22 protein-coding genes and 1 pseudogene are annotated in these 25,642 nt (G+C 61.0%); 21 read left to right on the top strand and 2 right to left on the bottom strand.

Annotated features, from left to right (window positions below; translation table 11 throughout):
- Positions 1 to 287 precede the first annotated feature (287 nt).
- The 13 genes from M5G11_RS04050 (at position 288) to M5G11_RS03990 (ending at position 12,737) form a co-directional block, all read left to right on the top strand.
- The gene (locus tag M5G11_RS04050) at positions 288 to 2,024 is read left to right on the top strand and encodes a class I adenylate-forming enzyme family protein (RefSeq protein WP_273909515.1); all 1,737 of its coding nucleotides are present in this window, start codon (positions 288 to 290) and stop codon (positions 2,022 to 2,024) included.
- 8 nt (positions 2,025 to 2,032) lie between these two features.
- Entirely contained in the window at positions 2,033 to 2,998 is a 966-nt protein-coding gene (gene paaA, locus M5G11_RS04045; protein WP_273909516.1) for a 1,2-phenylacetyl-CoA epoxidase subunit PaaA, read from the top strand.
- Positions 2,988 to 3,272, top strand: a complete 285-nt coding sequence (gene paaB / locus M5G11_RS04040; RefSeq protein ID WP_273909517.1) for a 1,2-phenylacetyl-CoA epoxidase subunit PaaB — start codon at positions 2,988 to 2,990, stop codon at positions 3,270 to 3,272. The genes paaA and paaB overlap by 11 nt, the downstream gene beginning before the upstream one ends.
- Positions 3,269 to 4,039, top strand: a complete 771-nt coding sequence (gene paaC / locus M5G11_RS04035) for a 1,2-phenylacetyl-CoA epoxidase subunit PaaC (protein ID WP_273909518.1) — start codon at positions 3,269 to 3,271, stop codon at positions 4,037 to 4,039. The genes paaB and paaC overlap by 4 nt, the downstream gene beginning before the upstream one ends.
- Complete coding sequence (gene paaD, locus M5G11_RS04030; protein ID WP_273909519.1) at positions 4,036 to 4,560, top strand: 1,2-phenylacetyl-CoA epoxidase subunit PaaD; 525 nt, start codon at positions 4,036 to 4,038, stop codon at positions 4,558 to 4,560. Before paaC ends, paaD begins: the two co-directional genes overlap by 4 nt.
- Before the next feature lie 15 nt (positions 4,561 to 4,575).
- Entirely contained in the window at positions 4,576 to 5,634 is a 1,059-nt protein-coding gene (locus M5G11_RS04025; RefSeq protein WP_273909520.1) for a 2Fe-2S iron-sulfur cluster-binding protein, read from the top strand.
- A 32-nt stretch (positions 5,635 to 5,666) separates the two neighbouring features.
- Complete coding sequence (locus M5G11_RS04020) at positions 5,667 to 6,881, top strand: MFS transporter (RefSeq protein ID WP_273909521.1); 1,215 nt, start codon at positions 5,667 to 5,669, stop codon at positions 6,879 to 6,881.
- Positions 6,882 to 6,936: 55 nt separating this feature from the next.
- A complete protein-coding gene (locus M5G11_RS04015) occupies positions 6,937 to 8,145 on the top strand; it encodes an iron-containing redox enzyme family protein (RefSeq protein ID WP_273909522.1) in 1,209 nt (402 codons plus the stop codon).
- Positions 8,146 to 8,215: 70 nt separating this feature from the next.
- A complete protein-coding gene (locus M5G11_RS04010) occupies positions 8,216 to 9,790 on the top strand; it encodes an AMP-binding protein (protein WP_273909523.1) in 1,575 nt (524 codons plus the stop codon).
- Positions 9,784 to 11,307 (top strand): anthranilate synthase component I family protein, encoded by a 1,524-nt coding sequence (locus tag M5G11_RS04005; protein ID WP_273909524.1) that lies wholly within the window; start codon positions 9,784 to 9,786, stop codon positions 11,305 to 11,307. The genes M5G11_RS04010 and M5G11_RS04005 overlap by 7 nt, the downstream gene beginning before the upstream one ends.
- Positions 11,288 to 11,884 carry an anthranilate synthase component II gene (locus M5G11_RS04000; protein ID WP_273909525.1) on the top strand — a complete coding sequence of 199 codons (597 nt, stop codon included), beginning with the start codon at positions 11,288 to 11,290 and terminating at the stop codon, positions 11,882 to 11,884. The genes M5G11_RS04005 and M5G11_RS04000 overlap by 20 nt, the downstream gene beginning before the upstream one ends.
- A 26-nt stretch (positions 11,885 to 11,910) precedes the next feature.
- Positions 11,911 to 12,345: an acyl-CoA thioesterase gene (locus M5G11_RS03995; protein ID WP_273909526.1), complete on the top strand. Its 435-nt coding sequence runs from the start codon at positions 11,911 to 11,913 to the stop codon at positions 12,343 to 12,345.
- Positions 12,342 to 12,737 (top strand): RidA family protein, encoded by a 396-nt coding sequence (locus tag M5G11_RS03990; RefSeq protein WP_273909527.1) that lies wholly within the window; start codon positions 12,342 to 12,344, stop codon positions 12,735 to 12,737. Before M5G11_RS03995 ends, M5G11_RS03990 begins: the two co-directional genes overlap by 4 nt.
- Here the strand turns inward: M5G11_RS03990 and pdxR are convergent.
- Entirely contained in the window at positions 12,718 to 14,127 is a 1,410-nt protein-coding gene (gene pdxR, locus M5G11_RS03985) for a MocR-like pyridoxine biosynthesis transcription factor PdxR (protein WP_273909528.1), read from the bottom strand. The two genes, M5G11_RS03990 and pdxR, sit on opposite strands and share 20 nt — an antisense overlap.
- A gap of 667 nt (positions 14,128 to 14,794) precedes the next feature.
- Between pdxR and M5G11_RS03980 the strand changes: the two genes are divergently transcribed.
- Together M5G11_RS03980 and M5G11_RS03975 are read left to right on the top strand one after the other, a co-directional pair.
- Positions 14,795 to 16,522, top strand: a complete 1,728-nt coding sequence (locus M5G11_RS03980; protein WP_010562353.1) for an ATP-dependent nuclease — start codon at positions 14,795 to 14,797, stop codon at positions 16,520 to 16,522.
- Positions 16,512 to 17,939, top strand: a complete 1,428-nt coding sequence (locus M5G11_RS03975; RefSeq protein WP_273909529.1) for a UvrD-helicase domain-containing protein — start codon at positions 16,512 to 16,514, stop codon at positions 17,937 to 17,939. The genes M5G11_RS03980 and M5G11_RS03975 overlap by 11 nt, the downstream gene beginning before the upstream one ends.
- On the opposite strand, the gene M5G11_RS03970 is transcribed toward M5G11_RS03975, so the two are convergent.
- Positions 17,858 to 18,148, bottom strand: a complete 291-nt coding sequence (locus M5G11_RS03970) for a helicase-related protein (protein ID WP_258170888.1) — start codon at positions 18,146 to 18,148, stop codon at positions 17,858 to 17,860. The genes M5G11_RS03975 and M5G11_RS03970 overlap by 82 nt on opposite strands.
- Here M5G11_RS03970 and M5G11_RS03965 point away from each other — a divergent pair.
- The 6 genes and pseudogenes from M5G11_RS03965 to M5G11_RS03940 form a co-directional block, all read left to right on the top strand.
- Positions 18,134 to 18,232 (top strand): annotated as a pseudogene (locus tag M5G11_RS03965) (AlpA family transcriptional regulator); the annotation flags it as partial. The gene M5G11_RS03970 and the pseudogene M5G11_RS03965 sit on opposite strands and share 15 nt — an antisense overlap.
- Positions 18,233 to 18,569: 337 nt before the next feature.
- Positions 18,570 to 19,517 (top strand): YagK/YfjJ domain-containing protein, encoded by a 948-nt coding sequence (locus M5G11_RS03960; RefSeq protein ID WP_010562355.1) that lies wholly within the window; start codon positions 18,570 to 18,572, stop codon positions 19,515 to 19,517.
- A 161-nt stretch (positions 19,518 to 19,678) separates the two neighbouring features.
- A complete protein-coding gene (locus M5G11_RS03955) occupies positions 19,679 to 21,604 on the top strand; it encodes a type I restriction-modification system subunit M (RefSeq protein WP_273909530.1) in 1,926 nt (641 codons plus the stop codon).
- Positions 21,601 to 22,935, top strand: coding sequence for a restriction endonuclease subunit S (locus M5G11_RS03950; protein ID WP_236202538.1), 1,335 nt, complete (start codon positions 21,601 to 21,603; stop codon positions 22,933 to 22,935). Before M5G11_RS03955 ends, M5G11_RS03950 begins: the two co-directional genes overlap by 4 nt.
- Complete coding sequence (locus M5G11_RS03945) at positions 22,932 to 23,879, top strand: GIY-YIG nuclease family protein (protein WP_010562358.1); 948 nt, start codon at positions 22,932 to 22,934, stop codon at positions 23,877 to 23,879. Before M5G11_RS03950 ends, M5G11_RS03945 begins: the two co-directional genes overlap by 4 nt.
- 70 nt (positions 23,880 to 23,949) lie before the next feature.
- Positions 23,950 to 25,416, top strand: a complete 1,467-nt coding sequence (locus M5G11_RS03940) for an ATP-binding protein (protein ID WP_010562359.1) — start codon at positions 23,950 to 23,952, stop codon at positions 25,414 to 25,416.
- Positions 25,417 to 25,642 lie beyond the last annotated feature (226 nt).

Here is a 25,642-nt window from a genome sequence, read left to right as displayed (position 1 = left end):
ATCCTAGCCGCTGCCAGCGCAGCCCCTAGGGGCCAAAAAGTGCATATCAAACCATGACAAGAATCAGTGCCTGGTGGGTAACCGATTGATCCTGCGGCAGACATTGATGGCAATCATGTCGGGCTCGATTTGTTAAATCTTGTCCCTTAAGTCAGGAAATGAATCCCTCTACAGTCGCTTCCCTCGATTGCGACCTCAGCCCAAGAAGTGGGCTGCCAAACGCTTTTAGCCTGGATCTTCGCCGCGACCACGGCCTGACTTTTCCACTTCATACGAGAGACCCAAGGATGAACTCGATCACCCACAAACCAGCATGGGACCGTTTGTTCGCGGACGCAGAGCTGGGTGCCGGCAACTTCCTGGGCAAAGCCCTGGAAGCGTATGGCCCGCTCGAAAGCGATTTCCTTTTTCTGGAAAACGCCTTCGTCGGCCCAAGTGGCGCAGCGCACCTGTCGTTCTCCTTGGCGAGCCTGCACCAGCAGGTGGCGGAACTGGCCGGCTGGTACCTGAGCCAGGGGGTGCGTTCCGGGCAGCACATCTGTCTGTACCTGGGTGATGGCATTCCGTCGTTCCTGCATTTCCTGGCGCTGGGCACCCTGGGTTGTGTCCCGGTGCTGATCAACGGCCACCTGCATTCGGACATTGCCGCCCTGTACGCACGGCGCAATCGCTTCGACACCTTCGTCCATGACACGCAGACCCAGGCGCGCTGGAACCTGGCCTCAGCGCTTCCGGGCCTGAAGGTGCTGGATGCCGGTTTCGTCGAAGGCGCACCGGTTGCATTCGCGGCGGTCCCCCAGCAGGGCTGGCCCGTTGCGCGGCGCGCTGAAGACATCATCATGGTGTGCCATAGCTCCGGCACCACGGGTGTTCCCAAGGCGGTGCTGTTCGGGCATGAGCAGTTCTTCAACGGCAAGCGCGAGCGCCTGCGCAGCTTTATCGAGTTGCCGGGTGAGAAACTTGCCACCGCCATGCCGGCTACCCACGCTGCGGGCATCAGCTACCTGATGACGGCGGTGATGCTGCAACTGCCGACCCTGTCGCTCGACACCCAGAAAGGCCTCGCGCTGGCGCAGCGCCTGGCGAGCTTCCAGCCCACCATCGTCACCGCCTTCTCGCAGACCTACGCCTCGCTTGCCGAGCTGGATTTGCCGGCGGGCCATCTGCGCAGTATCCAGCGCTTCTACAACACCGGTGACACGGCGCACGAAGCGCACATCCGCGCCTTGCTGCGCCTGGCGCCAGAGGCACGCTTCACCGATATGTTCGGTGCCTCGGAGCTGGGCATGTCGCAGTTCTTCAAGGTGTCCCGTGAGGGCAGCGTCGCCAGCAAGCGCACCGTCGGCCACGCGGCCGGCTATGCCCGCTGCGACATTCTCTCCGCACAAGGCGAACTGTTGCCGGACGGCACCCCGGGCTATTTCGGCGTGCGCTCGCCCACGGTGACGCCGGGCTACTACGGCCAGCCCCACCTCACTGCGCTGACCGAGCTCAACGATTACTGGCTCACTGGCGATGTCGGCCTGCGCCTGGAAAACGGCGAGTTCGTGCACCTGGACCGCATCGTCGACACCGTGCCGAGCAACCTGGGAGTGCCGGCCTACACCTTGCTGCTGGAGGAACACCTGCTCACTTTGCCGGGTGTATTCGATGCCAGCGTTGTCGGTGTTTCCCGTGGGCCTACGCGTGAAGAAGCGGTGCTGATTCTGGTGCGCACGCAGGACGCCAGCATCGATGCCGATGCCGTTCTGCAACACGCGCTGAGCTGCTATCCCTTCCAGGGGCGTGGCGGGCTGCCGAGTTACACGCTGTGCGCCGGGTTGCTGGCTGAGGCCTATGCGTTGCCGGCGGGCTCCACCGGCAAGGTGCTCAAGCGCCAGATCCGCGAACAGTTCTGGAGCTGGCAGCGCGACTTTGACGACGGTGATCGTTCGGTGTTGACCGAGCTGGTCTGGAACCAGCACCTGGGTCACCTGCCCGTGGCGACGGCAGCCGTCAGCCTGCTGGAATATTTGCAGCCGTGAGCCAGCGCATGAGCGAGCCCGTCGAGGGGCGGGAAGCGGCGTTCCAGCAACGCATCGAGCGTGGCGAAAAGATCGAGTCGCAGGACTGGATGCCGGAGGGTTATCGCAAGGCCCTGGTGCGGCAGATCTCGCAGCACGCTCACTCGGAATACGTGGGCATGCTGCCGGAAGGTTTCTGGCTGACCCGGGCGCCGAGCCTGCACCGCAAGTGCGTGCTGTTGGCCAAGGTCCAGGATGAAGCCGGCCACGCCCAATACCTCTACAGCGCCCTGGAAAGCCTCGGTGTCGAGCGCGATACGGTGTACCAGGAACTGCTCGCCGGGCGCGCGAAGTACCTGAACATTTTCAACTACCCGGCGCTCAGCTGGGCCGACGTGGGCATGATCGGCTGGCTGACCGACGGCGCCGCCATCGTCAACCAGGTGCCGCTTTCGCGCAGCTCCTACGGCCCCTATGCCCGGGCCATGGTGCGTATCTGCCAGGAAGAAAGTTTTCACCATCGCCAGGGTTTCGACCTGGTGCACCGGCTGGTCGAGGGCACCGCGCGCCAGCGGCAGATGGCGCAAGACGCCCTGGACCGCTGGTGGTGGCCAACGCTGATGGTGTTCGGCCCGCCCGACGAGCATTCCCCGCATTCCCGGCAGTCGATGCAGTGGGGCATCAAGCTGTATTCCAACGACACCTTGCGCCAGAAGTTCATCGACCAGACCGTGCCGCAGATTCATCACCTTGGCCTGCGCGTGCCCGATGCCGATTTGCGCTTGAACGAGGCCAGCGGTCACTACGAGATCGGCCCCATCGACTGGGTCGAGTTCCAGCGCGTGATCCAGGGTGAAGGGCCGTGCAATCGCGAGCGTATCAGCAGCCGGCAACGCTCCTGGGAGCAGGGTGCCTGGGTGCGCGAAGCGGCGGCCTGCCATGCCGACAAGGCATCGACAGCAGCCGCGTTGGCGGGAGACGAACATGCCCAATAACTGGAAAACCTGGGAAGTGTTCGTGCGCAGCCAGAACGGCATTGCCCACCGCCATATCGGCAGCGTGCAGGCCAGCGACGCGGACATGGCCTTGCGTTACGCACGGGATGTCTACACCCGCCGGGACGCCTTCGTCAGCCTGTGGCTCGTGGCCTCGGAACACCTCATCAGCAGTGCCGGCCAGGATCAGTCGGCGTGGTTTGAAACCGCCCACGACAAGGGCTATCGCCAGGCCACTTTCTACCCGGTACCGGACGGAGTGCAGAACCTATGACGACCCACCGTACGCCGGGCGCGCAGTTGTCCGAGTACCTGCTGCGCCTGGGCGACAGCACGCTGATCCTCGCGCAGCAGTTGTGCGGCTGGTGTGGCCATGCGCCGACGCTGGAAGAGGACGTGGCGCTGAGCAATGTCGCGCTCGACCTGCTCGGCCAGTCCCGCCTTTGGCTGGACTACGCCGGATCGCAGATGACCCCTCGGCAAAGCGAAGACCAACTGGCCTATCAGCGGGATGCCGAGCAGTTTCGCAACGTGCTGCTGGTCGAGCAGCCCAATGGCAACTTTGCCGACACGCAGGTGCGGCAGTTCCTGTTCGACAGCTGGCACTGCCTGTTGCTGCGTGAGCTGTCCCGCTCGAGCGATGCGCAGGTTAGCGCCATCGCGAGCAAGGCGCGCAAGGAAGTCGCTTACCACCTGCAACGCAGCAGTGAGTGGGTGGTGCGCCTGGGCGATGGCACTGCCCGCAGCCACGCTTACGCCCAGCAGGCGCTGGCGCATTGCGCCGACCACGTGCATGAGCTGTTCGCCATGGATGGGTTGGACCAGGCGATGCTGCACGCCGGCATCGGCGCCGACTTGGCTGCGCTCAAGCCCGAGTGGTTCAGCTATGTCCAGCAGGTCCTGGCCGCAGCCAGGCTGAGTTACCCGCAGAACCCGCTGAATCTCGATGCCGGCAAGCGTGGCCAGCACGGCGAGCACCTGGTGGGCTTGTTGATGGAGATGCAGTACCTGGCCCGCAGCAACCCGGGGGCGCAGTGGTGAGCGATCAACAGTGCAGCGCAGCAGGCAGCGGCACCGCCAGCATCTGGGCGTTGCTGGCCGAGATTGCCGATCCGGAAATGCCGTACATCTCGATTGTCGACCTGGGCATCGTGCGCGACGTGCGCTGGCAGCCCGCCGGCCTGCGCGTGGTGCTGACGCCCACCTACAGCGGCTGCCCGGCGCGCCACGCCATCGAGCAGGACATCGGCGCTGTGCTGCGTCGCAACGGTGTCGAGTCGCTGCACATCGAGACGCGCCTGGCCCCGGCCTGGACCACCGAATGGATCAGCCCCGAGGGCAAGGCAAAGATGCGCGCGGCGGGCGTGGCGCCGCCTCTGGCGGTGACCGGGGAGTGGCAGGCGTTGACGTTCTGGCCGCGTGAAGCGGCGCCGCGCCCTGACTGCCCGCACTGCGGCTCCACTCGCACGCGGCTGCAGAACGAATGTGCCGGCAGCCGCTGCAAGGCGCTGTTCCGCTGTGATGGGTGTGGCAACCCGTTCGAGTATTTCAAGGGCATCTGACTTCAGGGAAGGATCATGTCTCAGTTTTTTGCTTTGACCCTCAGCGATGTACAGCGTGATACGGCGGACAGCCTGGTGCTCACCCTTGAGGTGCCCGAGCAGCATCGCGCCCGCTTCGCCCACCGCGCCGGCCAGCACCTGACCTTGCGCACCTGGCTTGAGGGGGAGGAGCTGCGGCGCAGCTATTCACTGTGCAACGCGAGCGGTGAAGCCGCCCTGCAGTTGGCGATCAAGCGCATTGCTGGCGGGCGGTTCTCCGAGTGGGCACACCAGCACCTGCACGTGGGGGCGGTGATCGAGGCGATGACGCCTACGGGAAACTTCGGGCTGGACACGCAAGCTGACGTGCCTCGTCACTACGCCGCGTTTGCGGCGGGCTCGGGCATCACGCCGATTCTGTCGGTCCTCGAAACCACCTTGCGTGATGAGCCACACAGCCGCTTTACCCTGGTGTACGGCAATCGCGACCTGGCCTCGGTGCAGTTTCGCGAACGCCTGTGCACGCTCAAGGATCGTTACCTGGCGCGCTTGTCGGTGTTCCACTTTTTCAGCAATGAGCCACAGGACGTGGCGTTGTTCGGCGGTCGTATCGACCAACCGCGTTGCCAGTCGCTGTTCGACAGTTGCCTCTCGGTACCGACCCTTGACCAGGTCTACCTGTGCGGCCCGGCCGGGATGATGGAAGCCGCTTCGGCCGCGCTTCAGGCCAATGGCTTGCCCGCCAGCCGCATCCGCCGGGAGCAGTTTGTCGCCGACCCGGCGATTCGCCAGCGCGCCGCGAGCGCAGTGGTCAGCCCGGGGGTCGCGCTTACCGTGCGCCTTGAAGGCGCAACCCGGCGCCTGCGCCTGCCGCCGAGCGACGACAGCCTGCTCGATCGCATGCTCAAGTCGGGGCTGGCCCCGCGTTACTCCTGCAAGTCCGGCGTGTGTGCCACCTGTCGTTGCCGGGTGCTGGAGGGGCAGGTGGACATGCCGTCGCCGCACCCTCTGGATGCCAGCGAAGTCGCCCAGGGCTTCGTGCTCGCGTGCCTGAGCAAAGCCCTGAGCCCCAGCCTGACGCTGGCATTCGATTAAACGTCGCTGTCTATCCTGAGGAACTGCGTTCGATGAACTCCACCACACCGCTGCCACGCCACGTGCTGGCCTTGTATTGCCTGGCGACGGGGTTTTCCGTCGCACCGGTGGTTTATCACCAGTCAATGGCGGCCCTGATTGCGGCGTCCTTCGGCTTGCCGGTGGATGCGCTCTGGAGCCTGTCTTTGGCCACCCAGTGTGGTTATGGCGCAGCGCTTGTGCTGTGCCTGCCATTGGGTGACCTGTACTCGGCGCGCCTGCTGATTCCCGGGGTACTGCTGTTGCTGGGCGTCACGCTGCTGGCGCTTGCCGTCACCCCGGTACTGCCGGTGTTCATTGTGCTGTGCGCTGTGGCCGGGCTGTTGTCGGTGGGCGGTCAACTGCTGATCGCCCAGTGTGCCAAGACCTGCCTGCCGGCCGAGCGGCCGGCGGTGATCGGCAGCCTGCTGTCCTCGCTGTTTGCCGGGTTGCTGTTGGCCCGGGTCCTGGCGGGGTGGGGCGGCGAATTCATCGGCTGGCGCAGGGTGTACCTGAGTGTCGGCGTCCTCACCCTGCTGCTGGGTGTGCTGGTCCGGCCTTACCTGCGCGAAGCACTGCCTGCGGCGCCGATCGGCTACCGGGTGATGCTCCGCCGCCAATATCAGCTGTGGCAGGAACACGCCCAGTTGCGTCGGCTGGCGGTGATCGCGGCGTGCTTCTTTGCCGCCTCCAGTGGCCTCTGGGCCAACCTGGGTTCGCTGGCCCACACCACGTTGCAGTGGAGCGCGGGGCAAACCGGCTTGTTGGCATTCACGGCGCTGGCCGGCCTGGGCTCACCGAAGCTGGCCATCTATCTGCAACGGCAGATGCCCTGGCAGGCGGCGGTGCTGCTGATGGGCGCGGCGCTGGTCAGCGTGTCGCTGGTGGGGGCCGCTGTCGGCGGCGCAGTGCTGATGATCATTGTCTTCCTGGTCACCTGCGACATCGCCGTGCGCTCGGTACAGGCGCTCACCCAGTCGCGGGTGCTGGCCATCGACCCCTCGGCGGCGTCCCGCCTCAACAGCCTGTACATGACGGTGTTCTTCTTCGGCGCGGGCATGGGCTCGTGGCTGGGCGGGGTGGCCGCGCAGCACCTTGGCTGGCTGGGCTTGTACCTCTTCGCCGGCGTCTGCGCGCTGGCTGGCCTCGGCGTGCTGGGCGTCAGCACCCGCCGCGAATCCGGCCGTTCGGTGTTTGCGCAGCCGCGTCGTCCTTTCGATTCACCCTAGCTTCAACACCCTACCCAACGCACATCCGTGCAGTCGATTTTCAAGGAGAAATGACGTGGAAGCTCTCGCCACCCCGAACATGGAACTACAGCCCTTGGTCACCATCAGCCTGATCTGGACCGAGTGGCTGGCCGCGCAGGACCTCGACCAACTGTCGCAGCACCCACTGCTGCTGGCCCTGGAGCGCAACGAGGCCAACCTCGCCACGCTCAAGACATTGCTGGTGCAGCACGGCCACTACTCACGTCATTTCACCCGCTACCTGTGTGCCCTGATGGGCCACCTGCAAGACGCGGACGATGTGCTGGCGCTGATGGAAAACATGCGCGAAGAAATGGGCGTGGACGGGCAGGACTGCATCACCCACGCCGACATGTTCCAGCGCACCTTGCGCGTGCTCGGTGTGTCGCCTGCCGATGAGCCGGCATTGCCGCAAACCGCAGCGATGGTGCGGACCATGCTCGGCCACTGCCAGAACACGGATGCGCTGGTGGGCCTGGCCGCGATGTGCCTGGGGGCCGAGGCCATCGTGCCGCTGATCTATCGCCCGATACTGCAAGCGCTGGAGCACAAGGGCTACGGCGAGGACGCCACCGAGTTCTTCAAGCTGCACATCGAGGAAGATGAAGACCACGCACTGACCATGCTGGCGATCATGGAGCGCCTGACCCAGGGCGATGAACAGCGCCGCGCGTTGGCCATTGACGTCGGCCGTGATGTGATCAATCGCCGCGTCGAGATGTTCGATGCCATCTGGCAGCAATCGCAGGCCCTTGCCACTGCCGAATCATCACGCGGCGACGACTCAGGCCGCTTCAGCTCAGCGGACTTCGGACGCGTCCCCAGCCGTTTGCAGGCGCGCTTGCCAGAGCGGCTCAGCCACAGCCAGGTGATGCAGGCCAGCCACGACGCCAGCGCAACCTTCTGCGCGCAGCGCAAGCACAAGGTGCACATCGTTGACCTGCCCAGCTTCGCCATCAGCATGACGGTGGGGCGGCTGGACGCGGCGGAGTCGACCCGGCTGCACCGGCACAACTACGAGACGCTGATCTACGTCATGCAGGGTGAAGGCTACTCGCGCATCGGCGACCGCCAGGTGCCATGGCGGGCGGGCGATGCGCTGTATGTGCCGGTCTGGGCCGAGCACCAGCACGTCAATACCGGCACAGGGGAATGTGTGTACCTGGCGTGCGAGAACGCGCCGATGTTGCAGAACCTGGGCGGTATCGCCCTGCGCGAAGAACTCGGCCCGATTCACGGCTGAGCCACGGCTTGCCGCTGCCTTGTGCGTGCGGCAGGCACGCCTTCGAAACCACACAAGACCGAGATCAACCATGCTGATTTCTACCGAGCCTACGGCAGCCGCAGACCGCGCCCTTGCTGAGTACCCTGCACGGGTCAACCTGGCCGAACGGCTTGTCGCCAGCCGCCGTGACAGCCAGCGCACAAGCTTTCGCGGGCCGGGCTTCCAGCTGACCTTTCAACAGCTGGACCGCTTGGTCCGCCGCCAGGCAGCAGGCCTGTGCCGGCAGGGTGTCGCTCGCGACGAGCGGATCCTCATTGCCCTGGACGATGGCCCGGAGCTGGCCGTGATGTTCTTCGCGGCCTTGGCCATGGGCGCGTTGCCTGTGGTGCTCAACCCCAGGCTGGATGCCGCCGCCATCGCGCATCTATTGGCAGACGCGCGCCCGGCGTTGTGCATTGTGCAGCCGGCACAGGCTGAGCTGTGGGCAGCGGCCCCAGGCGTAAATACCCTGGACGCCGGGGCCTGCATGGGCTGGCTGGAAGCGTCGCACCCGGACGATCTCTGGTGCGAGTTCACGGAAAAGCCCGCACAGGCGCCGGTGTTGATCCAGTACACCTCCGGCAGTACCGGGCAGCCCAAAGGGGTGATCCACAGCGCCCGGTCATTGCTGGCCTGCTGCGAGGATTTTGCCGTCGGCCAACTCGGGCTCAACGAGCACGACGTGGTGTATTCGGTGCCCAAGGCGTTCTTTGGCTATGGGATGGGCAACAGCCTGTTCTTCCCGCTGTACGTCGGCGCCTGCGCGGTGATGGATGGGGCCTGGCCCTCTGCCGAGCGTGTACGCGCCGTTTTGCGTGAGCATCGCCCCACCGTGCTGTTCGCGGTGCCGGCGGTGTACGGCATGCTCCTGGAAGACGCGGTCGAGCCCCAGGCGCTCAACCTGCGGCTGGCGTTCTCAGCTGGCGCGCCGCTGCCGGCCAATCTCATCCGGCGCTGGCAACAACGCTACCGGCCAAACCTGCATGACGGCATCGGCTCTACCGAGCTTTGCCATATCTTCGCCACCAGCTACCCGGACGCGCTGCAGCCCGGCAAGGTCGGGCGCATGCTGCCTGGCTGGCATGCGCGCATCGTCGACGCTGCGGGCAACGATGTCGCCACGGGGGAGAGTGGCGTGTTGCTGGTCAAGGCACCGAGCATGGCTGTCGGCTATTGGGAGCGGCCGGAGCAACAGGCCGCCCGCTTCAAGGCGGGCTGGTATTGCACCGGCGACCTGTTCAGCCAGGACCCGCAAGGCCTGCTGACCTTCCACGGCCGAGAGGATGACCGCTTCAAGGTGTTCGGTCGCTGGGTGGCCCCGGTGGAAATCGAGAACCTGTTGATCAGCTTGATGCCGGATTTGCGTGATTGCTATCTGGTGGCCGGCTGTACCGATGAGGAGTGCCGCCCGGTGCTGTTCGTTCGCGCGAACGGTGCGGCGGACGACCTGGTGCAACAGGTCGAGACCCTGATGCACGCCCATCTGGAAAGCTACAAACGCCCGGTACACATCGCCGTGCCGAGCGAGATCCCCTTGAACCGCAATGGCAAGCCAGACCGCAAGGCCCTGGCGCGTCTGGCTGATCAATTGCTGCGTGGCGCAGCGGAGGTGCGAGCATGCTGAGCGCGGAGGAATTCTTTGCCTATGGCGAAGCTGGATACACCCACGTCCCGCTGTGGCAGAGCCTGCCCTTGCCGGCAGGTGTCGAGGCCGTTTCGCTGTATCAGGTACTGGCCAACCGTGGGCAGGACTACCTGTTTGAAACCGGCCACTGGCACGAGGGCGTGTTCACCCAGGCCTACTCGGTGATCGGCCTGCCGTGCCGGCAGCGGGTGGAGCTTGATGAGGGGAGCTTGCAACTGTTCCGTGACGGTCAGCTGACCATCCGGATCAACTGCGACGACCCGTTGGCCGAACTGGCCAGCCTGCAAAAGGATTTTCGAATTCCCAGTTGCCCCGGCCTGCCGGTGTTCAGCGGTGGCTTCTTTGGCTACTTCGGTTTTGAAACGACCCGGCTGATCGAGCCGCGTCTGCGCCGGGTGCCGCGCAAGCCTTCGGGGTTCGACCTTCCGGATGTACTGCAACTGATCAGCACCGACCTGGTCGTGCTGGACCATCACGCGCAGCTGGCGTATTGCATCGTGCACGAAAGCCCCAGGGCACTGGGGGATTACCTGCGCGGGCAAGACCGGCTCAATCAGTTGGTCGCCCGCCTGCGCCCGCTGCTGGTTAAAGCGGCGCCTGTCAGCCGCCAAGCCGACGCCATGGCGCCGGTCGCCGAATCGGCATTCCCGCAGCCCGCGTTTCTGCAGGCGGTGGCGCGCATCAAGGAGTACATCGTCGCGGGTGATGTGATGCAGGTGGTGCTGTCGCAGCGCATGAGCCTGCCTTTCGAGGAAGACGCCGTCGCGTTGTACCGTGCCCTCGCGGAACTGGGGCAGACACCCTATCGCTACCTGTTGAACCTGGGCGATTGCCAGGTGGTCGGTGCCTCGCCGGAAATGCTCTTCCGCCAGGACGGCCAATGCGTGACCACCCGGCCCATGGCCGGCACCCGTCGGCGCGGCGGTGTCGCGGCGCAAGACCATCAGCTCAGGGAAGAGCTGCTCGCCGACCCGAAGGAAATCGCCGAGCACATGATGCTTGTCGACCTGTCGCGCAACGACCTGGGACGGCTGGCGAACATTGGCAGCGTGCAGGTGACCCAGTTGCTCAACGTGGAGTTCTTCTCCCACGTCATGCACATCGTCTCCACCGTTACCGGGCAGACGCCTGAGCACATCAGCGGCTTGCAGCTGCTCAAGAGCCTGTTCCCTGCGGGCACCTTGAGTGGTGCGTCGAAGGTGCGTGCGCTCGAGATCATCGCCGAGCTGGAGCCCCATTCTCGCGGCGTGTATGGCGGTGCCATCGGCTACCTGGACTGGAACGGCCGCGCGGACCTGGCCATCGCCATTCGCACCGCGCTGCTGCGTGATGCAACGCTGTACGTGCAGGCTGGCGCCGGCGTGGTGCAGGACTCGGTGGCCGAGCGCGAGTGGCAGGAGACCATCGAAAAAAGCCAGATGATCCGGGTGGCTGCCGGCCGCTACAAAACTGCCGTACAGCCGCAGGAGGTGGCGTATGCACTTAGTGATCGATAACTACGATTCGTTCACCTACAACATCGTGCAGTACCTGGGCATGCTCGGTGCCGAGGTCCAGGTGCAGCGCAACGATGAAATCACCCTGGCGCAGATCGAGGCGCTGGCGCCTGAGTCGCTGATCATCTCGCCCGGCCCTTGCTCCCCCGCCGAGGCGGGTATTTCCCTGAGTGCCATTCGCCATTTTGCCGGGCGCTTGCCCATCCTGGGCATCTGCCTGGGGCACCAGAGCATTACCGCCGCGTTCGGCGGCGAAGTGCGCAGGGCCAGGGAGGTGCTGCATGGCAAGGTCTCGCGTATTCGTCACGACGGCCGCGACCTGTTCAACGGCCTGCCGGATGGCTTGCAGGTAGCGCGTTACCACTCGTTGGTGGCGGGTGATTTGCCCAGCCCGCTGCTGGCCACTGCGCATGCCTTGGATGAGCACGGGGAGCCTGGGGAAATCATGGCCTTGCGGCACGCCACGTTGCCGATCTATGGCGTGCAGTTCCATCCCGAGTCGTTGATGACGCCACAAGGCCTGGCGATGTTGGGCAACTACCTGCAGTTGGTCGAACGGGGCCGCGCAGCGGCCTGACCCTGGACAGATACAAGGAGCACAGCGTGCACAACCCGCATTTCAGCAAGACTTACCCGGTGCGTTTTCAGCACTGCGACCCGGCAGGCATTGTCTACTTCCCGCAGTACCTGGTGATGACCAACTGGTTGGTCGAGGACTGGTTCACCGAAGGTTTGGGCATTGATTTTTCAGACATGATCGGCAGGCGCCAACTGGGCTTGCCGATGGTCAAGTTGACTTGTGAATTCACCGCGCCTTCGCGCCACGGCGACCAACTGACGCTGGCGCTGCGTATAGCGCGGCTGGGCGAGCGGTCGCTGACGGTGGACATTGAAGGGCACGTCGACGGCCTCCTGCGCATGCGCAGCCAGCAGATCATGGTGCAGACGTCATTGCTGGACGGCCGCTCCACCGCGATGCCGGCCGATGTTCGCAGCGCGTTGCAGGGCCTGCTGGATAAAACCGGAGCGCCAGCATGAACATACTGCAACCCAGCGGTTGGGAGCGCCCGCGTGGCTACGCCAACGGCATCGCAGCGCGTGGCGCGCTGGTGTTTACCTCCGGGCAGTTTGGCTGGGACAGCCACAGCCAGCTGGTCAGCGAGCGGTATGCCGAGCAGGCGATCCAGGCCATTCGCAATATTGTTGCGGTCTTGGCTGAAGCGGGCGCCAAGCCTGAGCATCTGGTGCGCCTGACCTGGTACGTGAGTGATCGGCAGGCGTACTTCGAGCAGGCCCGCGAAGTAGGGCAGGCCTACAAGGCGTTGGTCGGCCATTATCCGCCGATGAGTGCGTTCGAGGTGCGCAGCCTGATGGTGGAGGGCGCCAAGGTGCAGATCGAGGCGACGGCGGTTATTCCTGACCTGGCTTAGCGTCCAGGCTTAGCCGCAGCCGGTGGGCGAGGCTTGCGGCCTGTTCGCTGGTCGCGATGTTCGCGAAGCCTAGCAGCAGCCCGGCGCCGCAGTCGTGTTCGAGGCTGCGCGCCGACAGTGCGGCGATGCCGAAATGCTGGTCGCGGGCGCGTTGCGCCAACAGCTGGTCGTCCTCATCCGGGCTAAGCCGGGCCAACAGGTGCAGGCCTGTGGCGGGGGCCTTGAAGGTGAGGCGGCTGCCGAATTCGGCGAGCAGGCTGTTGATCACCATCTCCCGGCGCTGCACGTAGACGGCGCGCATTTTGCGCAGGTGCCGCGCGAAGTAGCCGCCTTGCATGAACGCGGCGATCACACCTTGGCTGAGCATGGGGCAGCCATCGTTGAGTTTGTAGCAGGACTCATTGAACAGCGGCACCAGGCTTTTCGGCACCACCAGATAGCCTAGGCGCAGTGATGGGCTGAGCACTTTGCTGAACGTGCCGAGGTAGAGCACGTTGTCGTGCGTGGCCAAGCTGGACAGGGCCGGTTGTGGGCGCCCGTCGTAGCAGTACTCGCTGTCATAGTCATCTTCGATGATGTAGGCCTTGTTGTGGTTGGCCCATTCCAGTAGTTCAAGACGTCGCTTGAGAGAGAGCGACACGCCCAGCGGGCTTTGATGCGCGGGCGTGACCAGCGCAAAGCGTGCGTGCGGGGCGCGGGCTTTGCCGTCTTCTACGCGAATGCCTTGCTCGTCGACGCGCACGGGTACGAGGCTGGCGCCGAGTTGGTTCAGCAGGTGGCGAGCGGGTGGGAAGCAGGGGTCTTCTATCCACACTTGGTCCTGGTGTTGAAACATTGTGCGGCCTACCAGGTTCAGGGCGCCTTGGTAGCCGGCGGTGATGAACACCTGCTCGGGCGAGCAGTCGACGCCCCGCGAGAGTTGCAGGTACGCCGAAATGCTTTCGCGCAGCGGGGCGTAGCCTGCTGGCGCGGGGTAGCTGAGCATTTTGCTTTGCAGCCGCATCTGGCGGGAGCTGAGGGTTGACCACAGTTTTTGCGGGAACAGGTCGAGCGCCGGCAGGCCCAGTTGGTAGGGCAGGAGCGGGCTTTGCGTTGATTGATCGTGGGGGGTGTGGGTTTTGTGGGGGGGCGTTTTGCTGGGGGGGTGTTTTTTGAGGTGTTTGGTGATTTTTGCCGTGCTTGAAACGAAGGTCCCGGCTTGCCCACGGGCCTCCAGGTAGCCATCGCTGATCAACATGCCATAGGCGATTTCTACGGTGTTTTTGGAAAACCGTAGCTCGCTTGCCAGCGACCGGATAGAAGGCACCCGCTGGCCGCTGCGCAGCGTCTCCTGGGAGATGGAGCGCACTATTCGGGAGTAGACCTGACGATAGAGGCTTTGTCGTTCCATGATTTGCCGAGGTTGGGGTGGGTGGGGTTTGTACGGGGTTTTCTATGGATATTGCATACAATGTTGTGCGCTATTTGTACTTTGTTTTTGTGTTGGTATGCAATGTGGAAGAGTGGTTCTGAACCCTAGTACGGGTTGTATCACGCGAGGCGGGAGCGTTAAAAATGCGTTGGCTTGGATTTTCGCGAGAACCAAAAGGCTGGCTAGTGGGTGGCTTTTTATGTTTGTTAAGTTATTAATTTGTATAGTATTTTTATTTTTTATTTTGTTTGTCCCCTCATCTGTCCCCCCATGCCTGCGACGCGTGACATTGAATGCTCAAGCTTTGGCTCGTGGTCGCAAACGGACATAGGCTTCTCTCGGTCAGATGAGCCTGGATGCAGCTTCAATGATCTCTGCCATACGCTTTAGGCAAAAATCGGCCAAGAGCACCGTTCAAGGGTAGTTGCTTAAACGGCTGCTTGGGTTTTTTCAAGTTCCAGCCCAGGATGATAGTGGTGGTCAAAAAAACAGTCACCACTTGATTGAAGTACCCTGCACCTTGATGAAGAGGCGGCATACTATCGACTATGGCTATGGCTATGGCTATGGCTATGGCTATGGCTATGGCTCTGGCTCTGGCTCTGTCGCTAGAGCACTGACCGCCGTTAACCTTTGAGGAGTCACTGTGGCACGCATTCGCCGACTGAAAATCAGCAACTTCAGGTCTATCCAAGCGCTGGATTGGGTGCCTTCCCCCGGCATTAACTGCCTCATAGGCCCTGGCGACAGCGGAAAATCCACCATCCTCGACGCGATTGACCTCTGCCTTGGCGCTCGCCGAAGCAGCTCATTCGGCGATATGGATTTCTTCGCTCTGAACGTCGAAGTGCCCATCACCATCAGCGTGACGCTTGGCGATCTCCCTACATCGCTGATGGACATTGACCTGTACGGCGACTTCCTGCGTGGATTCAATCCCGAAACGGGAGCGGTCGAAGATGAACCGCGGGTGGGTATTGAGACTGTCATCACATTGCTTCTGCAGGTTGGTGCCGATTTGGAGCCTTCTTGGACGCTTTTCTCTGAGCGCGCGGAACTGCAGCAGCTTGAGCGCACCCTTCCCTGGAAAGAGCGAGCGGCAATAGCTCCCGCCCGCATTGGTAGCTTTGCGAGTTCGAACCTGTCATGGAGTCGTGGTTCGGTGCTCAATCGACTTACTGATGAACGAGCGGAGCTTGGTGCCGAACTAGCGCGCGCCGCCAGGCAGGCAAGAGCGAACTTTGGCAATCAAGCGGCCTCACATCTAATCCAGACGCTTGAGGTCGTGCAGCAGACAGCGCAGCATCTCGGCGTTTCGGTCGGGGCGATGCCACTGGCACTCCTTGATGCACACTCTGTGTCGATTGGCGAGGGGGCCATCGCGTTGCACAGCGAGACAGGCATTCCGCTACGCTCCCTTGGTACGGGTTCGTCACGCCTGCTAGTGGCTGGGCTTCAGAGGGCTGCGGCCAGCGCCGCGCCAATTGCTCTAGTCGATGAGGTGGAATATGGACTCGAACCTCATCGGCTAATGCGTTTCCTAGATTCTCTCGGCGCGAAGGACGCTGTAGCTCCGCTGCAGGTCTTCATGACGACGCATTCGCCGGTCGCGCTTCGCGAGCTGTCCGGCAGCCAGCTGTTCGTTGTTCGATCAGGGCCTGAACGCCACAGCGTTATGACGGCAGGGGGAGCCAATGAAGTACAGAGCACTCTTCGGACCGACCCGGAGGCGTTCCTCGCCAAATCCATCATCGTCTGCGAGGGGGCTAGTGAGGTAGGTTTCGCGCGTGGCCTTGACCAATGGTGGGTCAGCCTTGGGGCCACCTCGTTTCTGGCTCATGGAGGTGCTTACGTGAACGCTGGCGGGGGAAGTCCTGATAATAGCCTTATCCGCGGAACCGCACTTCGGAACCTAGGCTATCGCGTGTTGGTTTTTGTGGACGCCGACAAGCCGTCTACCGCAGGACTTGCGGAAGCATTCTTGGCCGCAGGTGGGCAAATTCTTACCTGGCGTCCGGGTCTTACTTTGGAGGATGAGATCTTCCGCCATCTCAGTGACCAAGCACTTGATGCCCTTCTGGCGAAAGCCGAAGCGATAGTGGGTGTCGAACTGATGAACGAGCATATTCAGACTAGGTCCCAAGGGCGCGTGACGCTGAACGACATCCAGGGTGAAAGACTCGTGGATGGCTACTCACCCGCGAAGCGAGAGCTACTGGGTACCGCATCCCGTATCCGCAACAGCGGGTGGTTCAAGTCGTTGACAACCTACCAGGAAGTCGCGAGGGACATCGTTGGCCCGTCTCTGCAGACGGCCGAAGCGGGCTTCATGGCCGTCACGAACCAGCTCTGGACGTTCACAAGTGCCCCTTGAAATCGACATCTTCGCCATCGAGCGTGGCTCAATAACAGCCCCCGCAGGTTGTGGGAAGACGCAGCTGATTGCTGACACGCTCATCGCGCATACGCAGAGCAAGCCCATCCTTGTCCTAACGCACACGAACGCTGGTGTTGCGGCTTTGCGCGCACGCCTGAGACGTGCAGGCGTTCCTAGCTCCGCGTATCGGGTCTCCACCATCGACGGGTTCTCGATGCGTCTCATCGCCAGGTTCCCGGCGCGAAGCGGCCACAACCCGCAAATCTTGGAGCTCCATCAGCCCAACGCGGACTACCCTGCAATTCGAGAGGCCGCCGGGCAGTTGTTGCACGCTGGCCACCTTGCCCAGCCTCTCCGTGCCAGCTACGCACGGTTGCTTGTCGACGAGTACCAAGACTGCAATGTCGTCCAGCATGCCATCGTGTCAGGTTTGGCCCAGGTGCTTCCGACCTGCGTGCTTGGTGACCCCATGCAAGCCATCTTCGGTTTCCGTGGCAATCGACTGGTGCATTGGGCGAACGAAGTTCAGCCCCAATTCCCGGCGGCGGGTGAACTGAGGATTCCGTGGCGCTGGCGACTGGCCGGTGCTGAAAACCTTGGGCAGTGGTTACTCGCCATCCGGCAACAACTTCAGGCTGGCCAGCCGGTGGACCTACGCACGGCTCCGGCAGAAGTACGTTGGGCTCAGCTGAACGCTGGAACCGAAGTCCAGCAGCGCCTAGTGGCCGCGAGAACTGAGGCCCCCAACGCTCAGGGCAGCGTCCTCATCATCGGGGACGCTATGAACGTGCAAGGCCGCCATCAGCTCACGAGCCAGACACCAGGGGCCATGGCCGTCGAAGCTGTCGACCTACGAGATCTAGTCAACTTCGCAAGGCAGTTCGACCTGCAAGGCGTCAATCCTCTGGCTCAGCTCGCCGAATTCGCTTCAAGCGTGATGACCGGGGTTGGTGCCGCAAACCTACGAACGCGTGTCGAGTCTCTTCGTGGAGGACGGGCCCGAACGCCTCCGACCCCGGCTGAGGCCGAGGCCGTTGCATTCGTCGCGGAGCCAACGCTTGACAGAGCGCATCGTGTGCTCAATGCCCTCGCTGACCAGCCTGACTCACGCGTGTTCCGACCAGAAGTCCTGCACTGCTGTCGCTCTGCCATGCAAGCAGTGGCAGGAGGGGCATCCGACTTTCTGACTGCAGCGATTCAAGCTCGCGAACGCAATCGACATCTTGGTCGACCGATTGCACGACGTTCGGTTGGCAGCACTTTACTTCTCAAGGGCCTGGAGGCGGACGTCTCGGTGGTTCTGTATCCTGAGTTGATGACAGCCCAAAACCTTTATGTCGCCCTCACACGGGGCGCAAGGCAAGTAGTTGTGTGCTCTCCCACGGCCATACTCACGCCGGTGCGAAACGGCTGAGTTGTCTCGTGATCAGGGCGTAATTGGCAGGAGACTGGTATGCGTTGCTTAAGCTTGGTCGGGTTCCATGGATGGTCAACGTTGATTAGCACGCCCAGCGTCTGCAGGTGCAGTCCCTCACAGGCTGCATCGGTGGCGACCATTAGCCGAAGCTTACGATCTGGCACGATGCGCTTGAGGGTTTCACGGTCGATGAACGCGAGGTGCACGACTGGATACTGGCAAGAATTGAAGAGCGCGGCCTAGCAGAGAGCTCTTCAGCCCGATCTGGTCGTCTGAATGTGGCCAGCTAAAAATTAATCACTGCGCCATGACCGGCCTGTAGCTGGTCATGGCGTTTATGCCGCTTTGGGAAAGCCTGTCTTCTCAGCTAACTCCCCCAAAAGGTGGTTTGGAAAATCTCTTGGTAGGCTTGGGAATGTTGCTCCTCATCTCCCCGTCTGGCCGTGAGGAGCCATCTGAGACGGTGCTGCTTCTAGTTATATAGTTATTAACTATCGATACATAAAATTCAATAGGCAGTATGATCCAGCTACACAGCACCTACTGCTCAGACTAGCGATACGTCTTCGGTTAAAAAGTACACAGAGCACGTACCTGATATGCGAACAACCAATCAGGTACACCACCATGACCAAGCGCAACACCTACACCTACCTTTCCCAGTCCGACATCGCCATTCAGATTGAACGACTCGTCCAGGCCATCGAGCAGCATGACAGCCCAGCCTTTCGGTTCAGGCAAACCCGCACAGGTTATGAGCGAGTTGAGGAGACCAGACTCTCCAGATACTTCACTCACATCCGGCAGATGATGGATCTGTTCGATGACCGAGTTGAATACCGCTACAGCGAGCACCTGCGAGCGTTTTGGGAAGCATGCCAGGACATTGGACTGGAGCGTCATCCTGATGGTCCTGTCTGCTTGAATGAAAGGGGTACGGCTTGGCTCGACCACCACCACAGCATGAACGTCTTGGTTGCTCGGATCCGTCAGTTGACTCGTGAGCGATGGTATCTCCGCAGGAAGGATGACCTCCGCCTCCAGGCTAAGAAGCAGGAGGGAAGCGTCACCGATTACGTTGATGCTGTGCTTGATCGTTACTCTCGCACCACAATAGTCAGGGTCAATCTGTACTACCTCTCGGAAGCGCAGGCAAGGTTACGTGTCGAGCATGTATTCGACGACCTGGATCGGCTGATTGCTGAGCGTGAGCGCAATCCGATCTTCGACCTTGAGACTGGTTACATCTGCAGTGTTGAACAGGGTGAAGACCGGGGATACCACATCCATGCGGCTTTCTTCTTCAACGGTAATGAAGTGCGCGGAGACATCTATAAAGCCAAGCAGATTGGTGAGCTGTGGGAGCGGATTACGCGGGGGCAGGGCTACTTCAATAGCTGCAATCACGACAAGGAAAAGTACGGAGACAAGTGTGGTATCGGCATGATCCTGCGGAGCGATCGAACGATTCGGCGCAATGTTCATAAAACGGTGCGTTACCTGGTCAAGGACGCTCAGCAATTACGGTTGAAGCCGCTCCGTGGCAAGTGCCTGCGCAAAGGATTGCGACGGTAGCTATCTACCTGAAATCTTTACAAGTCGCAGCCCTCGTGCTGGTTCTCAGCTCCCTGACCGGTTAAGGTTCTGCCATCAGCAACACCACCACCGCAAGGAGGCTCCGGGGCGATCATCGCCTGACAAACCTCCCTGCGTTCACCCGTTTAAAGGATTCCTGCGTGAACCAGCAACAGCAAAATCTCGCCGATTTCATCTGGAACGTGGCCGATGTGCTACGTGGCGATTTCAGGCAGTCCGAGTTCGGTCGCATCATCCTGCCTTTTACTGTGCTGCGTCGTCTGGAGTGCGTGCTGGAACCTACCCGCGACAAGGTGCGCAGCCAGTTTCTGGCAATGCACGCCAGCGGCGTGGATATGGATTTGATTCTGCCTACCACCGCCGGGGCTACCTTCTATAACGTCTCGCAGTTTGCTTTGGAAAGCGTCGGCTCCACCAGCACCCGCGCCAATCTGGAAAATTACATCGCCAAATTTTCGGCCAATGCCCATCAGGTATTTCAGCACTTCAATTTTGCTGATTGGCTTAGCCGACTGGAAACCGCCAACCTGCTGTACCTATTGACGCAGAAGTTCGCTAGCATCGATTTGCATCCCAGCGTTATCAGCAACCACGAAATGGGTCTGGTGTTCGAGCATCTGATCCGAAAGTTCGCTGAGTCCGCCAACGACACCGCCGGAGAGTTCTTCACCCCGCGTGACGTGGTGCGTCTTGCAACTACGTTGATCTTCGCACCCGACCATCAGGCGCTGAATGGCGAAGGCGTGGTGCGCACCGTGTATGACTGCGCTGCTGGTACGGGCGGCTTCCTCTCCTCAGCCATCGAGCAGGTGGCTGAGTGGAACCCCAATGCCCGCCTGGTGCCTTACGCTCAGGAATTGAACCCGGAAACCTACGCCATCTCGGTGGCGGACAAGTTGATTCAGGGTTATGACACCAAGAACATCAAGCTAGGTAACACCCTTTCCAGCGACCTGTTGCCCCATGAGCAGTTCGACTACTGCCTGGCTAACCCGCCGTTCGGCGTGAAGTGGGAGAAGGTGCAGAAGCAGGTGCAGGACGAGCAGGCCAGTCTTGGTTTCGCCGGGCGCTTCGGTGCCGGCCTGCCACGAGTGGGCGATGGCTCACTGCTGTTCCTTATGCACCTACTGTCCAAGCGCAAGCCGGCAGAGCAGGGTGGCACACGGATCGGTATCGTCTTGTCCGGCTCTCCGCTGTTCAATGGCGGTGCGGGCTCCGGCGAATCGGAGATCCGTCGCTGGATTCTGGAGAATGACTGGCTGGAGGCGATCATCGCCCTGCCCAACGACCTGTTCTACAACACAGGCATCGGCACCTATATCTGGGTGCTGTCCAACCATAAGGAAGCCGCGCGCAAAGGCCAGGTGCAACTGATCGACGCCACCGCCATGCACGCGCCCATGCGTAAAAGCCTGGGCAGCAAGCGTAAGTTTCTCGCTGAGGAGCAGATCGCAGAAATTGCCAAGCTGCATGAGGCCGGTAAGAACGGTTCGAACAGCAAGGTGTTTGCCACCACCGACTTCGGCTACCGGCGCATCACCGTCGAGCGCCCGCTGCGCCTGCGCTTCTCGGTCACGCCGGACAAGCTCGCCGCTTACCAGGCCACCAAGGGTGCCGATCAGGTTGAAGAGTTCGCTAACGTTTCCGGCAGCTTCGATAACTTGCCGGCCTTCCTCAACGCCGCTGGCATCAAGAAACTCAGCAAAGGCGCGCTGAAAGCCGCATTGGCCTGCTTCGGCGAGCGTGCTGCCGAAGCCCAACCGGTACTGGACGACAAAGGCAATATGCAGGCGGACAGCGACCTACGCGAGTTCGAGAACGTGCCGCTCAACCAGTCCATCGACGAATACTTCGCCCGTGAAGTGCTGCCGCACGTGTCGGATGCCTGGATCGATACCGGCAAGCTTGATGCGAAGGACGGCCAGGTCGGCATCGTCGGCTACGAGATCAACTTCAACCGCTACTTCTACGTCTACCAGCCACCGCGTGCGCTGGCTGAGATCGATGCCGACTTGAAGGCAGTGGAGACGGAGATTGCCGCGCTGCTGGGTGAGGTGACGGCGTGAGTCATTACAAGCCGTACCCGGTGTACAAGGATTCCGGGGTGGAGTGGTTGGGGCAGGTGCCGGGGCATTGGGCTGTCTCGCCACTCAAGTACGTCGTGACTTTCCGTAGCGGAGGCACTCCCAGCAAAGACAAGCAGGAATTTTGGGATGGCGATATCCCTTGGGCCTCGGCCAAAGACCTCAAAAAGGAACAGCTTGAGGACACGCAAGATCATCTGACAGAGCTGGCGGTTACATCTGGTGCTGCATCTCTGGTTCCTGCAGGAAGCGTTTTGGTTGTGGTCAGGGGAATGATTCTGGCGCGGATATTTCCGGTGGCTGAAGCCATGGTGCCGATGGCAATCAATCAAGATTTGAAGGCTCTGCATGCGTCGTCGAAGCTGGATGGGAGATTTCTGGCTCATTTGCTCAGAGGCTTGGCAGATGAGTCGCTGTGCCGTCTTGAGGAGGCCGGGCATGGAACAAAGGCTCTCCGTATGGAGGCATGGACATCCATGCAGCTCACAATTCCACCCAGCGAGGAGCAATGCGCAATTCTTTCCCACCTCGATCGCGAAACCGTCCGCATCGACGCGTTGGTGGAGAAGAAAGCCCGCTTTATCGAACTGCTGCGCGAAAAGCGCCAGGCGCTGATCACCCATGCCGTCACGAAGGGTCTCGATCCGAATGTGAAGATGAAAGACTCCGGCGTAGAGTGGCTGGGAGAGGTGCCTGAGCATTGGGCCGTCTGCAAGCTGAGTTTCCGATACTCAGTTGAGCTAGGGAAAATGCTCGACGAGAAAAAGCTCACCAAGACTAGCCTGGTTCCTTACCTTAGAAATCAGGATGTGCAATGGGGGGCCATCAATATCCAAAATCTTCCTGAAATGGATATTCATCCGGCGGAGATTGAACGTTATACCGTCATGGATGGGGATTTGATGGTCTGCGAAGGTGGGGATGTAGGGCGTGCAGCTATCTGGAGGGGTGAAAGCTCTGTTTTCGGCTACCAGAAAGCTCTACATCGTTTGCGTCCGCGCTTACAAAACACGGATACGGCAGAATTTTTCTTCTTTTCACTTCTTACCGCAAAAAAGCGCGGGGTTTTTGAGGAATCGGATTCCAAGGCAACTATTGCGCATCTGCCAGCTGAGAAGTTTCGCCAATACCGGTTTGCTTTTCCGCCAAAGCGTGAGCAGCGAGAAATTGCAGATCATGTTCGCATTGAGTCCGATAGCCTTGATGTTTTGCTAACTAAAACCGCGCGCAGCATTGCTCTACTCAAAGAACGCCGCTCCGCCCTAATCACGGCCGCCGTCACCGGCCAAATCGACCTGCGGGAGGCCACATGAACCCAGGCCGCAGCATCCGTTTGTTTCTGGTGGACGGTACGCCCAATGGACTTCTTACTGCCGAGATCATGAACTGGACCGGCCATGTTCTCACCGGCCCGCGCAGCAAGCTGGCCGAGCTGGTGCAGCGTCCCGAGTGCGGGCGAACCGGCGTGTATTTTCTGGTCGGCCCCGACCCGGATAACAATCTGCGCTCCAAGGTGTATATCGGCGAGTCGGATGACGTGGCCAAGCGCCTCAAACAGCACAACCGCCCGGAGGCCTCCGAGGGTACGGCGGGCGGCAAAGACTTCTGGGAAAAGGTTTGTCTGGTCACCAGCAAGGACCAGAACTTGACCAAGACCCATGTGAAGTATCTGGAAAGCCTGCTGATCAGCATCGCTAACCAAGTCGGCCGCTGCGAGCTGCTTAATGGCACTGCGCATGATTATGGCAGTCTGCCGGAGTCCGACCGCGCTGATATGGCCTTCTTCCTAGAGCAGATCCGTACCGTGCTGCCGGTGCTGGGCTTCGACTTTCTGCGTGAGCTGACCAAGCCTTCCGCTGCCGTCAGTACCAGCCCGGCCATTCCAGTCAGCCACTCGCCGCGCTTCAATCTGGAGGTGCCGCGTTACAGCATCAGCGCGCAAGGGCAGGAAATCGACGGCGAGTTCTTTGTGCTCAAGGGCTCTAAGGCCCGCGCCGAGTGGGTGGGTACCGAGCGTGGCTACCAGGGATTATTCAAGCAACTGGTCGGCGAAGGCGTCATGGTCGCACAAGGCAGCAATAACCTGGTGTTTAGCGACGACTATGCCTTCAGCAGCCCCAGCGCTGCCGCCGCCGTGGTGTGTGGCCGTTCCGCCAATGGGCGCACCTCCTGGGTGGTTGAGGGCACGGGGCAAACCTACGCAGCCTGGCAGGATCAGCAGTTAAACAGCGTTACCCCCGAACCGGAGGCAGAATGAGCAAGCCAGACACTTTTCTGTGCAGCTCAGCGAGTCAGTTGTCGGGCACCCATAATTTTAGGAGGGCGTCATGACCTTGGAACGTAATGCCGATTACCTGATCAGCTTGGTCAGGGAGCTGTGTAAGCTCCCGGCCGAAACCCCGTGGCTGGAGTTCAAACACAACAACGCCGATCCACAGGAAATTGGTGAGTACCTAGCTGCTTTATCCAATGCGGCAGCTCTGGACGGCAAGAGCAATGCCTATCTGGTCTGGGGTGTGAGTGACAAGACCCATGAGATTGTCGGTACTACTTTCAAACCGCACAGCGCGAAGAAAGGTAACGAGGAGCTCGAAAGCTGGCTGCTGCGACTGCTGAGTCCTCGGCTGCATTTTCGTTTTCATGCCTTCGAAGTCGACGGCAAACCTTTGGTTTTGTTGGAAATCCCCAGCGCACACAGTAAGCCGACGACCTTTGAGGGGCGTGAGCTAATCCGGATTGGCTCGAACAAGAAACCGTTGAAAGACTTCCCTGAACAAGAGCGTGCGCTCTGGCGAGTATTCGACCGAACCCCCTTCGAGGAGCTGTCGGCGGCAAGCAATCTGGATGCTTCTGAGGCTTTGGCCTTACTTGATTACCCTGCTTATTTCCAATTGCTGGGGCTTCCACTGCCTACGGATCAGAGCGGTATTCTCAGCCGTCTGCAAGAAGATGGCATGCTGCGTTGTGATGCGGCCAAGCGCTGGGAGATCACCAACCTCGGCGCGATTTTGTTTGCCCGTGAGTTGCAGAAATTCAAAGGGCTAGCGCGCAAGGCGGTGCGGCTGATTGTTTATGAAGGCAAGGGGCGTCTGAAAACCGTACGTGAGCAGCAGGGGCACAAGGGCTATGCCAGCGGTTTCGAGGGGTTGATTGATTTTCTCAGTGCACTGCTACCTCGAAATGAGGTAATTGGAAAGGCCCTGCGCAAGGATGTGCCGATGTACCCGGACTTGGCAGTGCGTGAGCTGATTGCCAATGCCCTGATCCATCAGGATTTCTCTGTGTCGGGTGCAGGCCCTATGGTGGAGATTTTTGATGACCGCCTTGAGATCACCAATCCCGGTGAGCCTTTGGTCGATGTTGATCGTTTTCTCGATAGTCCGCCTCGCTCACGCAATGAGGCGCTGGCCTCTTTTATGCGACGCGTCGGCATCTGTGAAGAACGGGGTAGCGGCGTGGACAAGGTGGTTTCCGATACGGAACTCTATCAATTACCACCGCCGCGCTGGGAGCGCCCTGATGGCTCTCTACGGGTCGTACTGTTCGCTCACCGAGCACTCAAGGACATGGACAAGCAGGAGCGGGTATATGCCTGCTATCTGCATGCTTGCCTGCGTTATGTGCTGCGTGACCCGATGACTAATACGACGCTGCGTGAACGCTTTGGAATCGATGCCAAAAACAGTGCGATGGCATCGCGGATTATTCGGGACGCAAAAGAGGTACAGGTTATCAAGCCCTATGAAGAGGGACAGTCCAACAAAAACTCACGCTATCTGCCCTACTGGGCTTGAGTGGCGTTGTATTTGACGGGTATTTGATTCGTCGTCTGTTGGGCGGCATATTTTCAAGGCTAAAGCCTCTAAATCATTACGCTTGCGGCGTTAGCCTGATGTTTTTTGTATTTGATGGGTATTTGACTGGTGGCTCAGCTTGTCGGCACCGAGCATTAGACGAACTCAAGACCAACTTTAGACAAACTGCCTCTCTCAGATAGGGGCGGGCCAGACGAAGGATCGC

The sequence above is a fragment of the Pseudomonas fontis genome, assembly GCF_028656955.1.
In the GTDB taxonomy this organism is placed as follows: domain Bacteria; phylum Pseudomonadota; class Gammaproteobacteria; order Pseudomonadales; family Pseudomonadaceae; genus Aquipseudomonas; species Aquipseudomonas fontis.
Note: the sequence above shows the minus strand (reverse complement) of the source record. Positions and strands in the feature narration are given on the sequence as shown.